This is a genomic window from Paenibacillus sp. FSL R7-0210, assembly GCF_038009085.1.
Taxonomy (GTDB): domain Bacteria; phylum Bacillota; class Bacilli; order Paenibacillales; family Paenibacillaceae; genus Paenibacillus_AQ; species Paenibacillus_AQ silagei.
Map to the genome: position 1 here is coordinate 2,315,499 of NZ_JBBPAR010000001.1, position 13,234 is coordinate 2,328,732.

Below are 13,234 nucleotides of genomic sequence, written 5' to 3' on the forward strand. Positions count from 1 at the left end.
TATGATGAGCTCACTGATTAGGTTGATAGCCAGCTCACATCATTTAACGTACCGTCAGGGCGAAGAATAACTTCTTTTGGAAGAGCATGAGACAGAAAATGAACATTGCCGCAGGTTAAGCCATATGCCCCCATATGGGGAAACGCGATCCAATCCCCCGGCTCTAGAGGGGGTAGTATGACGCTGCCTTGCAGCACATCTGCGGGAGTGCACAATTTACCGCAAACATTGTAGGAGATCCGGCCTTCTCCTTCACCGGATTCGTATAGCTTGCGCTCCCCCGCCTTCCAAAGCTGAAGAGGCAGAGGCTGCTTGAAGCTTCGTCCCATCAGGCTGGAGAAAGCCCGATGGTGGGTTCCCCCATCGACAATGGCGAAGGCTTTGCCTTTGGAGAGCTTGGTGTACAGCACTCTGACCGCATAAACCCCCATAGTTGCGGCAATTCGCCGCCCTGATTCTACGAATACCATTTCTAATTCCAGATCCCGATTGCGATCTAACTCCCCGGCAAGATACGCCCCGAAAGCTTCGACAGGAAACGGCTCATCGCCTTCAAACATGGGAACGCCGAAACCGCCGCCGAGCCCTAAGCATCGAAGCTGCAGGCCGAATTGGTTTCGCACCTGCCGAGTGAGACCGAACATCATCGGAACGCTCTCCCGGTAAAAGTCGAGATGGAAATTTTGCGTGCCCTGGTACGTATGCAATCCGATCAGCTCTAGCCCTTCAAGGGTAATGGCGGTTTGCACCGCTTCATTAATTTCACTGTCGTCGATGCCAAACTGGGAGGCAAGTCCGACCGATGACATACGCGAGCCTTTGGCTCCAGTAGACAAATTGACCCTTAACATAACGGGAGCGACAATACCAAGCGCAACCGCTTCATCGTGAATGACGAATAGCTCCGGGATCGACTCCGCATTAATCGCGTAGATCCCATGGCGAAGCACATGATGAATCTCGTCCGCGCTTTTGCCCGGCCCGGTAAACACGATGCTGTTCGGATTTACCCCGTTAGAGCGGGCCATCTCATATTCCCCCACCGATGCTACTTCGATCGGCGAACCCCAGCCGTTGATGAGACGACATACCTCCGGATTGGGGTTGACTTTCATGGAATAATATAGCGTCACATCCTTGGGTAAAGCGTCCCGCAGCGACAAATAATCGGAGGCCAACTTGCCCTCGTCATATACATAAACGGGTGATCCAAACGGCTCCACTGCTTCCAGCCAAAAGGGTTGGCCCGCTTCCTGCTGATTCGACAGTCGTTGTGAAACCATAGTCATATGACAGCTCCCCTCCATTCCATGATGGCTTCCTCCAGCCTTTGACGGGCAAGCTTCTCAGCTTCATCGTCCACACCCCAGCTCAGAGCCGAGACCCGGCAAGGCCGGATACGGTCTGCCGATTCCCCATCACGGTGGAAACCATACACGAATGCCCCGCCTTGTCCGGCAGAGATCCTTATCGATGTCACCTTTTCAGCAAATTCTGCAAATGTGGCTCCAGGGTGGAGCTTGAAATCATAGGATTGAGTCTCCATTCTAGGAAACCCGCGTTCGAGCAAGTGCTTACGAATCTTTAGCAAATACGTGACCATGGTAAGACGGGCGTTGATCTCAATAACCGGTATTAAAGTTCCGTCTTCATCCAGTATGGAGTCTACCCCAATGAAACCCTCGTAGCCCCGGGAATGTAAAGATGTACCCAGCTGCTGCAGCTGTTCGGTATAAGCTATGATCAAGGGTTCAGGCAGATCCGGGTGTAGACGGCTCCCCCTGTACACTCCTGCATCCGTAATCCTCTGCTCGGTCATAGCCAGGATCTCGCAATCTGTTCCCCCCAGCCAGAGCTGTGCCGTCAGATGGCGCTTGACCTGATGCCAGCGTTCCACCGTCACCACCGGTTGCCCGCCTCCCCGGGAGATCTGCCTCTGTAAATATCCGAGCAGCGTCTCCAAATCCGCGCCACGATGGATATGGAACAGCGCTTTGCCGGAAGAACCGTAAGCGGTTTTTACAACCAGCCGGGCTCCAGGATGCCGTCCCTCCAACTCGGCGCAAGAACGGCGGATCGCGTCAAGCCCCTCGCATATCCTGCCGTCGCTGACTGGAAAGCCGATTTCTTCGCATAATTTACGCGTTGCGATCTTGCTGTTCAGTTCCACGGACAATCGGGCTGGCGGGCCGATCCAGCTCCCTCCGTTTTCCTTGAGAAACTGATCCTCCTGCTCGTCCATCAAGTAAGGAACAGCAATCCGGCTGCGAAACTCACCCGTATATTCAGACCGTTCGCCAATCGCGATGGATGGTATGGCTATCCTCTCTTCTTCCAAATAAGCTAGGAATTCAGGATCCGGAGCCTCTTTCAGGAGAACAAGATCATCCCGGTCAGCCAAATAAATTTGGTAGAGATCCATTTGCGATACGAGCCGATCTCCGGACGCATTGTTAATATGGGGTAAGCGAATCTCTTGAGCGGCTTTTCCTTGTTCCCAATTGATATTGGAGTACCAGAGCTTCGGTGCGCGCGTTCCGGTTAGATGCTCCACATAAGGTGCGTTATTCATGTTCCCGTCACCTCCACTTTCTCCGGCTTGAGACCGGACTCCAGTCCTTTAAGCCAGCCTAGCTCCGACTTTAAGATTTGAAAGGGGTTGGCTCCGAACCATTCCAGAGATACCGGGATTTCGATAGGGTCCAAGATAAGGCGCTTCATGATGGCTTGGCAGTCCATTTCTCCATCGGCCAAGGGTACGATACCTCTGCGGCTGCCGCTCGGAGAATAGATATTGTTAGGAGAGAATACTTCGAGCCATTGCCGGGATTCCACATTCTTCAGATGGATATTGACAATCCATGGCTTCAAGCGTTCGAAGGCGGCAAGGGGATCAGCGCCCGATTCCCAAATGTGCAGAAAGTCCAAATTCAGCTTCAAGGCAGGGTGGCCGGTTTGCCGGAGCAGTTGAAGTGTGGAATCTAAGCCGTCGGCAGCGGTTCCCGGATGAGTCTCAACCACTGTATAGACCCCTTCCCTCTCTGCTATGGCGCAAAGGATTTTTAGACGTTCGGTGCAAAGCTCCCAGTCCTTCTCATCAAGAGATTGACTGCTCAGGTTTCCGGCGAAAATCCTCAGCTTATCTGTGTGGAACGCTTTGGCCGCCTGTACGGTGTCCTGCCATTCCTTAAGTAGAACGTCCATTGGGAGATTCCCCATGAGAGGGATGTAATCGCTCAGCATGCTGATTTCGAGCCCGTAGCTGAACATTTCGTCCAGCATACCTTCCAGCTCCTGGCCCCGTTGGCGAAGTAAAGCCTTGGCATGCACGCCCCACAGTTCTATACCGTTGAAGCCCTTATCAAGAGCATAACGAAGCAGCTCCTGGAAGGATACCAGCTCATGCCGAAAAGAAATCGTGCATAGATTATACCGCAGTCAGATCACCGCCTATTCCATTCATCCAGGCCAGGAATTGAAGCTCCGCATCCCGAATTTCCCGCAGCCTGGCAAGAGCCGAACGCAGCAGCGCTTCGTCCCCGATGTTCTTGCGGTATTTCACAAGCAAGAAATTCAGTGTCGTCCATAACTTCACGATCCCGCTGATTCGGTTCGTCCCTTCCAGCGCCTGCCCCTTGTCCATCACGCCCAGCTGGGCAAAGCTATTCCATATGGAAGAGCGGAGCTTGGTTATGGAAGCAATGCCGATCGAGTTCTGGTTCAACCAGTTCGACGTTTGTTCCGGGCTTAAAGCTAGAGATTCCTGCAAATCCCGGGCAAAGCTGTCCAATGCGGCGGTACCCGAACTGTATTGAGAACGGACATACATTTCGTAGTTTCGCTTGGCTGCGTAGGCGAAGATATCATGCTTGCCGGGAGCCTCGAACCCCTTCCCTTCTTGATCCGGCTGAAGCTCATAGAAAATGATTTCCTCCTCTTCCGGCTCCGCCGATGCCCGCATAAGCTCTTCTCCGGTCAGGAATCCGTTGAAATCGACAATGGGATCGAATACTCTGAAGGCGTTACGCGCTTCATCGAAGCTATCTGCGAGGATATAATGCTCGAATCCACTCTCCGCCATGCTCAGCATATGGGGAGGGAAAAAATCCAGATCGGATGGGCGGCATTTCACTACCGCACGGTTCCCTGACTGAACAGACTGCTTTAGCGCCTCAGGTCCACATCCCTTGTAAACCAGATGGATGCCGTACAGAAAGGGCAAGCTTTTGTTCAATCGCACATGCTGGCTCGCCGTAATAATACGCGAAACATAATTGACATTCCAGTAATCCAGCAGAAACAGATCAGGGTTGGCCCCGGACCGGTATAAGTGGGTCAAGATGCAGGAAGCTGCACATTCCATCGCCGCCAGCTTCATCATTTCCGGCTTGGCATCCGGCGTATCCGTATGAGACGTCATATCTTCATTCTCCTTCTTCATTTGAGGAAATAAGGCAAACAAAGGACGGTATTTTGCCGCTGACAGGATCGGCTTCGAGCCTTGAGACGGTTTCTATGGACAATTTCACCGGCTTGCCCGCCGCTTGGTGAAGAAAAACGGATAGCTTGGTCTGCACGTCCTCGAACTCGCTTGGCGAGGCTTCAGTCGCCAGCCGGACGGAAAAAGAGGTGTACGTATTCTGCACGATCTGAAATTGGCGGACTCCTCTGGCTGCAGCAAGCTCCCAAAAAAACTTGTCCAAATACCGGAAGACGGCGGAATGCACCTGCGCTCCAGGCAGCCGAATCTGGGATGTTCGAACGGGAAGCAGCCCAAGAAGGAGACGGCCGGTTTCAGGGTCCCTGCGAATACTTCCGATATCCCCTGTCCGGTAACGGACATAAGGCAGACTCCTCATGATCAGCGAGGTGACCAACACTTCGCCGAATTCCCCCTCCTCTACATGGAGTCCGGAGGCCGAATCGATAATTTCCACATATACGGCGGACTCATCGATTTCCAGTTGGCCGCTCTGGCCTGCGAACGCGATACACCAGAACTCTTCCAAACCGTAATAGTCTACGCATGGAACGCGGAACACCTCCTCGATCCGTTCTTTCTGGGAGCCATGCAGCGTTTCGCCCCAGTTCTGGGTAAACAGGAGGGAAGACGGCAACGAATATCCCCCGTCACGCATATATTCGGCCAACGCGCAGAGAGCGGAAGCTCTCCCCTGGATATAATGAGGATCTTCCCTGATCATCAGCTCTGCATAATGACTAAGGGACCTGGGCTCCGCCAGCAGACGGTTGCTCAGCAGCAGCATCCGGTGTCTGAGCGGCAGCCCCCACTTTTTTCTATGCCTATACAGGGTCAGCGAGAGCTTCCATATCTCCTCCGGGGTTTTCACGCAGCGCAGCGGCACTCCGGTAGTTCCCGAGGTGAACGATTCGATCACCCGCCCCGCATCGGGATGTTCGAAAAGGGCGCGGTTGCCTGCGATCAAGTGTTTGTCTGTAATCGGCAGCTGATGGAAATCAACGTCCGTATAAGGGTTATAAAACGGATAAGTCCGGCGCAATTCGTCGGCCAGCTCTTGCAAATGGCCCGAGGTGAACACTTTCATGAAGCCACCTTGCGTTCTACTAAATGCAATACGGCCTGGACGCTTCGGAACGATTCCGGGCGAATATCGTCCACATCCAGCTCAAAGCTGAATGTATCCTCCAGGGCCGCCAGAAGCTCCAGGATTTGAATGGAGTCGATTCCCAGATCATCTACCAAGGCATGGTCCAGCTCGACCTCGCTTGTTAGCCTCTTGGCCACAGCGGCTATTGTTTCTCTCACCTTAAAGAATAGATCTTCATGCTCGGTGGACATGCTCTTCCTCCTTCACCATAGATTTCAGGGCTTTGCGGTCCAGCTTTCCGCTGGCGGTTCTGGGCAGAGCCGTAACGAAGCGGAATTCTCTGGGACGCAAGGCCGAGGATAACCGCTTTACGCACCAGGCATGCAGCTCCGAGCTGCTGACAGGCTCTGTGGAAGCTTCGGATACGACCACGGCAATCAGACGATGTCCCCATTGAAGGTCTTCTACGGCCGACACAGCAGCGTCCGCCACCCCAGGCAAGCTTAATAGGACGCTTTCGACCGCTTCCGGGTACACCGTATGTCCCCCGACAAGGAGAGCGTTATCGGTCCGCCCGGTCAAGTGCAAATATCCATCCTCGTCCAGATAGCCGGTATCCCGGGTATGCAGGCCAAGGGGGCCTAGGATCTCGCGGGTGCGATCCGGATCGTCATAATAGCCGATCATCACATTCGGCCCGCGAACGACCACCTCTCCACTCTCCCCTGTTGCCGCCTCCCTTCCGTCCTGAACGATGGCCAGCTCGACGCCGTTAATGGGTATTCCGGCGGATTGCGGCTTCGTCCTCAACTGCGCATAGGGCAAATATGAGACGCGCGGGGATGCTTCGGTCAGTCCATAGGAGGGCGTCAGCCGCACGTGAGGCAGACGGTCAGCCAGACGAAGCAGCATGACGGCAGGCATCGGGCCGCCGACAATGAGCATCTGCCGAAGCGTGAGCAGATCCTCCGCCGACCATTTGGCGGAATGGATTAGAGGCAGGATCGCAGATGGTACAGTACATAAGAAGGTCACCTTGTTCGTACGGACGCACTGGATCATCTCGAAGGGATGCACGAAGCCCCCGCTTAGCACAAGATTGGCTCCGGAGGCCATGGCAGCAAACCATTCCCCAACAATGGTCGAGCAGTACCCCAGTGACTTCGAGAGCAGAACGATGTCCTTGTCGCACAGAGACGTGTAGTCCAGGATTGCGTCCACATTGGACAGCATGTTGTGGTCGCTCAGCATGATACCCTTCGGCTCTCCCGTCGAACCGGAGGAGAGGAATATCATACGCGCGGCCTCTGGCGGCGTGTACCGGCGTACCGGCCGCGGAGCGGCGCTGATTCCTGCAATCGGTCCGCTTGTCATACCTGCATACAGGCAGAATGGCAGCTCTTCCCCTTGCATGTTCCATTCCGCAAGGATTGGAAGCTTCTCTTCCGAGACGAACACAGCTTCGGGTTCAAATTTGCGGATGAGGCGAAGCATGTCCTGTCCTGGCATGTAGCTGTGGATGGGGAGCGGAATGCCTCCCGCCAAAATGACGGCCCCGATGACAGCCAGACACTCCGGCGTCGGAGCCATCCAGACGGCCCCGATAAAATTCGGACGCAGCTGCTCCTGCTTCAGCCGTTCAGCGAGCAGGTCCATGCGGTTTCCGAGTTCCGCATAACTTGTCCAATCGGACTCGCCGCTTCGTGCCGCGTAAGTGATTCCCCGGTCATGCCTTCGTGCACGTTGAAACAATTCCCTGAGGGTGCCTGTGCCATTCATGCCGTAACCCCCTCTTTATGAGATGCCTGTCCGGCCACAGATGTATCGCGCTCGAAGGTCGATGCCATAGCATAATACTCAGGCGATTGCTTCATGAGCTCTTCGTGGTCGCCTTCCGCCACCAGACAACCGTTCTCCATCACCAGAATACGGTCCGCGTTCATAATGGTTTGCAGGCGATGGGTGGCTACCAGAACTGTCTTGCCCGCCATGGCGTGGCGTATGGAATTCATGAGTTCACTCTCCGTAAGCTGGTCCAAGGCGGAGGTCGGTTCGTCCAGGATAAGAATATCGGGATTGTGCAAGAGGGCACGCGCAATAGCCAGCCTCTGCCGCTGTCCGCCAGATAGCTGGAAGCCTTTATGGTCAATCTTCGTGTTGAGTCCTTCCGGCAGTTGATCCAGCAGAGATCCGAGCCGCGCATTTAGGGCTGCTTGCAAGATCATCTCCTCCGTTGCGTCCAGCTTCCCGACAGCAATATTTTCCATAAGGGTACCCCGGAACAAGTAAGGCTCCTGGAACACGATGCCAACCTTGCGGCTGATCGCGCTGCGGGTCATCTCCTCCAGATTCTGTCCGCCGATTCGAATTTCACCTTCGAGAACGGGCATCATCCCGATAAGCGCCCGGAAAAGGGTGGATTTCCCAGACCCGCTTCGCCCGACGAAAGCATACACCTTGCCCGGAGACAGCGACAGGGATAGATCCTTCAAGATTTCCGTTCCACCGTACCCGACGCGCAGACTGCACACCTCGATATCGGACGGCGTTGCTTCAAGCTGAGGCTCCCTTGCAGGCGAAGCCTGCTTCCTCTCATTTTCCGAATAGAGATCGATCGGGGTCTGGATGAATTGCTCGATTCTGCCCATTGCAACTTCCGCGCCTTGAAGCTCTCTGAAAAAGTTGTTAATCTGCTGTACCGGATTCAGAGCGTTTTGCAGATAGGTTACGGAAGCAACCATCATGCCAACAGTCATAACTTGGTCAAGCACCTGGTAGCTGCCGATCCAATAGATGGCAGCCAGAATCAGGCTAATCACGAAACCACTGATTTGAAACGACATGACGGCATACAGCGTTTCCCGGGTGCTGGCCTTCACCAGCCCCTTGTACATCGTTTCATTCCGCTTCCGTTCCCATCCCTCTAGTCCTAAAGCCCGGATTTCCTGCGAGCTTTCGATCGCTTCATAGAGATAGGCTCCGATCTCTTCATTGTGGGTTCGAACGTCGGACGAATAACGCACCACAGCGTTGCGGAACAGCCCTGGCACCCATAAGAGGAAGGGGATGCTAAGCGTCGCAATGATGCCAAGCCGCCAGTCCATATAGAACAGGATTCCGAGGGATATCAGCATCATAAACAGCTGTGAGGTAATCTCGACCAGAATGTGATTGAGGAAATTACCCATCGTAGCTGTATCCATCCCGAGCAAGGCCGTGAATTTCCCGGGTCCTTGCTTCTGAATTTCCGGAATGGGAATCTGCCGGACATGCTTCAACAGCTCGTCCCGGATATCCAGCATATTACAGATGCCCAGATAGCGGAACAGACCTACCCGGATAAACAGGAACACGATGGAGAGAACACCGATTCCCAAGGAAAGGCTAAGCAGCGGGACAATCAGGTCACGGTTTCCTTCAATCAGCACGTGGTCGATCAGATAGGCGAAGATTAAGGGCTGAAGCATGACGAGTCCCAATTGCAGGAACGTGCAAGCATAAGCGATCAAGGTTAAATTCCATTTGATCTTCACGTAGGGAGCAAGACGTCGGAAGAGTTTAAACGTGTGCATGATGGTTCCTCCCGGCAAAATGTTGAATAAGCGGCTTCACCCTGCGCATCCATTCCTCCGTGTCACCCTGCGGCTGCCAATCCAGAACCGACAACGGCGATTCACTCAAGCAGCCTGTCGCTTCCAAAGAGCTGCAATGATAGATTTCGTTCAGCGTTCTCATCGAAGCTTCCAGCAGGGCGGTCTCCTCCGCCTGACCCGCTATCTGTCCAAGGGGAGCATTCAGGAGACTACTGATCTGCGGCATAATAGTTCGATAGTCGTACATTAGAGCGTTGCGCCGCGCTCCTTGCGAGAGATTGCCATGAAGCTTCTCATCCAGCAGAACCTCGGTGCAGCTGCGAACCAGCCCGTCCAGATCGATCTTCGGATGTTCACCGGACCAATCTACCTGGACGAAGGAACCGTCCCCGCCGTCAACAAGCAGCTCCCGGAAGCCGTCCCAGTTGGTGCAGACCACAGGAAGACCGTGGGCTTTCGCTTCCAGGAGGTTGAAGCCAAACGTCTCTCCCGGATCGGTGGAGAGGTTGACCAGCAGCCTGGATTCCCGGAACAGGCGGTCTTTCTCACTCCCGTGGACGGGACCTGTAAATTCCACGGCTTGCTCCAGTCTATATTCCGCTACGATGGCTTCAAGCCGTTCTTGATACCGGTCCGCTTCCTGCACAGACCCCGTATATTCTCCGGCAATCGTCAATAGCGTGTCCGGGACACGCTGCTTGATTTCCGCCATAGCCGCTAAGAGCACATGAATGTTCTTGACCTCTTCCAGCCGGCCGATGGATAACAGACGTTTACCGGCAAGCGGTCGAACCGGCTCCGCAGCCAGCAAGGTGTCGATGCATAACGGGATCTTATGGGCGTGCGCATACCGGGGGGAGATATTCACCAGCGCCTGTCTGCAAGATTCCGTGCTGGCAAGCAGCACATCCTGTTCTGTAATCCAAGGCGCACAGGACAGCCAGGTTGTTAGCCAACGGGCAGATGCGACGGAGTGGGCGATAACCATGAAGCGAAGCGGAAGCTTGGCGAAGCTCCGAACCAGCATCAGGAAAGGCATGAAATAAGGAGCGTTCACATAAAGCGTATCGATTCCATATTCCCCGCATAAGCGGGCCAGACGCTCCGATGCTTGCGGAAGCGAAGACATCGGCTGCTTGGAGAACTGGCGAAGCGAACCCCCGAAGATCTTGGCAAAGCGCACCGGCGGAATGCGGATGAGCTCCGTATACTCAGCCAGATACCCTGTCCATTGGGCATCAATCACCCGTTCGTTCAACCGGGGGGAATGGCCGTCGAAGCAGCCCACCCTGGGTCTGTACTCAGCATGCAAATCGAGGTTTCCAGCGGTGATAGACATCGGTCAATTCCTCCTTCAGCTGTTGCTCCGTCCTGTGCAGCTGCTCCACCTTATCCACCAGCAGTCCGATTTCCCCGGTTCGTCCCGGCATGGACGTACGGATCGCCAGGTAGGCGAGCGTGCTCCACATTTTTATGAAGCGTTCCAGCTGCGACTGATACAGCTCCGTACCTTGATTAAGCGCTTCCGAAAAATATTGATACAGCAGCCCGTAGCTGTATTTGCGTTTGGAGAGGATGCCGAGCTGGGATACAGCATCCTTCAAGGCCCCGGGCGGATACATATCGGGCGACTCCACCGTCTGCATAATCCTCCGCCTCACCGTGCCGGTTAGCGACCGTTCACCCGGATCGGTCTCGATCGTATCCTCGAAGATTCTCGCCACCTCGTGAGCGTCCGGCGCATGGAGCCATTCGGGATGAAGCAGCAGTCCCCCGCCCAGCTCATTGCTTAGAAAAGCATCGTGTACATGGCTCGCAGCCACTAATCCTTCCCACTCAAAATAGCGGTCGTATACCATGAATTGACCGCCCCGCATTCCGTGTACGATGACAAAATGGGGCTGATGCATGGTTTGAAACGTTCTTTTTTGATAAGGCATATGAAACAGGTCCAGCTGTACCAAAACAGGAAGCTCCGGATGACGCCGCAGGACCTCCAGGAACTTCTTCAGGTTGACGAGCTTTTCGGCCCCGTAATCATACCATTCCACGGCCCCTTCCCCGTACAGGCGGGTGAACATCTGCAAATATTCGGACGGGGTGATGTCCGCTGAGAAATAGGTCAGCTTGCCGTCCTCCGTAACGCTGAATGGCGCGTCCCAAGCACCGATATAGAGCGGACGTTCATCCCATCCGGCTTGCTCCAAGCCATAACCGAGTCCGTTCAGAAAGCAATGGGCTTGTTTCACGTCAACCCCCGGTTTGAACGGCCCGTTTGGCCAAGATGCGCTGTGAGATCAAGCGCGCGGTGGCGAAGTTCTCCTGCAGAAGCTCGTCGTCCTCGTAAAAAATCTCGTACTGCTGTTCAATCTGCATCATCAGGTTGACCAGCAGCACCGAATCCACGCCTGCATCCTCCAATGGGGAGTCCCCGTTCAATTCCTCCGCCAGCTCCGGTCTGGAGGTCAAATCGGCCACCCGGTCAATCACGAATTGTATGATATCCTGTTCATTCACGTTCATCATCATATCCATCCTTTTCTATGATCTTAAGATTTGGTTTCCACTTGGGCGATGGGCTCCCCCTTAAGGGCATGGATGAAATCGACTAAAGAACCGACCGTTTGGAAGACGGCAGGATCCAAATCCTCCTCGGGAACAGTTACGTTGAACACTTCCTCGATGTAGACCACCAATTGGAGTACCATGATCGAATCTACGTTTAAGTCTTCGTACAGCCGGTCTTCCTCTTTAATGACGTCCGGGAGAGCGAGCTCCAATTGTTCGGACATGACCTGCCTCAATTGAGCTATCGTTTGTTCCTTATCCATGAATACCATACTCCTCTTCTACCAATTGTTTTCGCATAACCTTCCCTGTACTCGTCTTCGGAATGTCCTCCGTAAAAGCAATAAAGCCCGGAACTTTATAAGCAGGCAGAAACCGCGCGCACCACCTCTTCACCTCCTCCTGAGACAGCGCATCGCCCTTCCGGACGATTCGGGCTTTGACAGCCTCCCCCCAGACGGGATGCGGAGCCTTGTGCACGACAGCTTCCTGAACGCCGTCCAGCCTCCGGATGACATCCTCCACCTCGGAGGGAGCTACCTTCAGTCCTGACACATTAATCAGATCATCCATCCGGCACTGAACATGAAGCCTGCCACCCGACCAATATCCCATATCTCCGGTATGAATCCGGCGTCCGCCTGTGGCAATGATGATTTCATCCGGCTGCTCCCGGGTTCCGGGCCTTTCAATTGCCATATGTTCCAGCAAAATCCCGGCATCCGTGGAATCGGAGGGCCGGTCGCCAAGCGAGATGCAGCCCTCCTCAGAGCACCCGTATTGCTGGATCACCTCCACCCCTGCACCCCCAAGCCTGTTCAGCAGTTCTGCAGACATCGGGGAACCAGAGGATACCAGCTTTCTAAGAAGCACCTTCTCTCTCATCAGACTGAGCAGAATTTGAAAGAGGAAGGGTACCGCATACACCACATGGCGATCATGCTGCTGCATGAGATGCAGGGCGAATTTGGGGTTCTTGTCCGTCACGATAACCGGCTCTACACCGCGCTTAAGTGCGGAAAGCGTGCCTGTGATGAATCCGAAGGAATGGGACACGGGCACCAGAATGATCGGTGTATCCTCCCCGCTGCAGGGCAGCAGCTTGTTGTAGGCCTCGATTTCCATTTGCACATGAGACCAAGACCGCTGCACTAGCTTGGGAGCGCCGGTCGTGCCGGAGCTGAATTGAAGCAAGGACGGCTCCCCATGAATCCGATCCAGGCGTGAGTGTAGAGGGTGAAAGACGGCGCTGCCTCCTGCGTCGGTCAGCAGACCCGTACAGCCTGCGTCTTCGGCTTGACGGAGAGCGCTTTCAATCGGGGTATCGCCGTTGATCAGAAGCACCGAACCCTCATTCCTGATCATCAGCTCCGTGGCGGCCAGAATATTCGCCGGTTCCTTCATACATACAGCTGTCCGCCGTTTCTTCCAAGCAGAGGAACCCAATAATGCGTATATCGCGTTTATTCGACGTTCCAGTTCATGCTGGTCATAATGTTCTTT

Annotated in this window: 13 protein-coding genes; all 13 read right to left on the reverse strand. The window is 54.4% G+C overall.

Annotated elements, in window-relative coordinates:
• Positions 1 to 17 precede the first annotated feature (17 nt).
• From MKY64_RS10160 to MKY64_RS10220, 13 genes are read right to left on the reverse strand one after another with little or no spacing between them, the layout of a single operon-like run.
• On the reverse strand, positions 18 to 1,289 hold the full coding sequence (locus tag MKY64_RS10160) for a hypothetical protein (protein WP_340952652.1): 1,272 nt from the start codon (positions 1,287 to 1,289) through the stop codon (positions 18 to 20).
• Positions 1,286 to 2,572: an ATP-grasp domain-containing protein gene (locus MKY64_RS10165; protein ID WP_340952656.1), complete on the reverse strand. Its 1,287-nt coding sequence runs from the start codon at positions 2,570 to 2,572 to the stop codon at positions 1,286 to 1,288. Before MKY64_RS10165 ends, MKY64_RS10160 begins: the two co-directional genes overlap by 4 nt.
• Positions 2,569 to 3,438, reverse strand: a complete 870-nt coding sequence (locus tag MKY64_RS10170) for a sugar phosphate isomerase/epimerase family protein (RefSeq protein ID WP_340958047.1) — start codon at positions 3,436 to 3,438, stop codon at positions 2,569 to 2,571. The genes MKY64_RS10165 and MKY64_RS10170 overlap by 4 nt, the downstream gene beginning before the upstream one ends.
• On the reverse strand, positions 3,428 to 4,420 hold the full coding sequence (locus tag MKY64_RS10175) for a hypothetical protein (RefSeq protein ID WP_339257096.1): 993 nt from the start codon (positions 4,418 to 4,420) through the stop codon (positions 3,428 to 3,430). Before MKY64_RS10175 ends, MKY64_RS10170 begins: the two co-directional genes overlap by 11 nt.
• A gap of 4 nt (positions 4,421 to 4,424) precedes the next feature.
• Entirely contained in the window at positions 4,425 to 5,567 is a 1,143-nt protein-coding gene (locus MKY64_RS10180) for a hypothetical protein (RefSeq protein ID WP_339257094.1), read from the reverse strand.
• On the reverse strand, positions 5,564 to 5,821 hold the full coding sequence (locus MKY64_RS10185; RefSeq protein WP_036726742.1) for an acyl carrier protein: 258 nt from the start codon (positions 5,819 to 5,821) through the stop codon (positions 5,564 to 5,566). Before MKY64_RS10185 ends, MKY64_RS10180 begins: the two co-directional genes overlap by 4 nt.
• Positions 5,805 to 7,349: a class I adenylate-forming enzyme family protein gene (locus MKY64_RS10190; protein WP_339257092.1), complete on the reverse strand. Its 1,545-nt coding sequence runs from the start codon at positions 7,347 to 7,349 to the stop codon at positions 5,805 to 5,807. Before MKY64_RS10190 ends, MKY64_RS10185 begins: the two co-directional genes overlap by 17 nt.
• Positions 7,346 to 9,142, reverse strand: a complete 1,797-nt coding sequence (locus MKY64_RS10195; RefSeq protein WP_340952661.1) for an ABC transporter ATP-binding protein — start codon at positions 9,140 to 9,142, stop codon at positions 7,346 to 7,348. The genes MKY64_RS10190 and MKY64_RS10195 overlap by 4 nt, the downstream gene beginning before the upstream one ends.
• Positions 9,129 to 10,502 carry a glycosyltransferase family 4 protein gene (locus tag MKY64_RS10200; RefSeq protein ID WP_340952664.1) on the reverse strand — a complete coding sequence of 458 codons (1,374 nt, stop codon included), beginning with the start codon at positions 10,500 to 10,502 and terminating at the stop codon, positions 9,129 to 9,131. Before MKY64_RS10200 ends, MKY64_RS10195 begins: the two co-directional genes overlap by 14 nt.
• Complete coding sequence (locus tag MKY64_RS10205) at positions 10,465 to 11,412, reverse strand: DUF6005 family protein (protein WP_340952667.1); 948 nt, start codon at positions 11,410 to 11,412, stop codon at positions 10,465 to 10,467. Before MKY64_RS10205 ends, MKY64_RS10200 begins: the two co-directional genes overlap by 38 nt.
• A gap of 1 nt (position 11,413) precedes the next feature.
• Complete coding sequence (locus MKY64_RS10210) at positions 11,414 to 11,686, reverse strand: acyl carrier protein (RefSeq protein WP_340952670.1); 273 nt, start codon at positions 11,684 to 11,686, stop codon at positions 11,414 to 11,416.
• 26 nt (positions 11,687 to 11,712) lie between these two features.
• On the reverse strand, positions 11,713 to 11,994 hold the full coding sequence (locus MKY64_RS10215; protein ID WP_340952673.1) for a phosphopantetheine-binding protein: 282 nt from the start codon (positions 11,992 to 11,994) through the stop codon (positions 11,713 to 11,715).
• Positions 11,987 to 13,135, reverse strand: coding sequence for an AMP-binding protein (locus MKY64_RS10220; RefSeq protein WP_340952674.1), 1,149 nt, complete (start codon positions 13,133 to 13,135; stop codon positions 11,987 to 11,989). The genes MKY64_RS10215 and MKY64_RS10220 overlap by 8 nt, the downstream gene beginning before the upstream one ends.
• Positions 13,136 to 13,234: the final 99 nt, after the last annotated feature.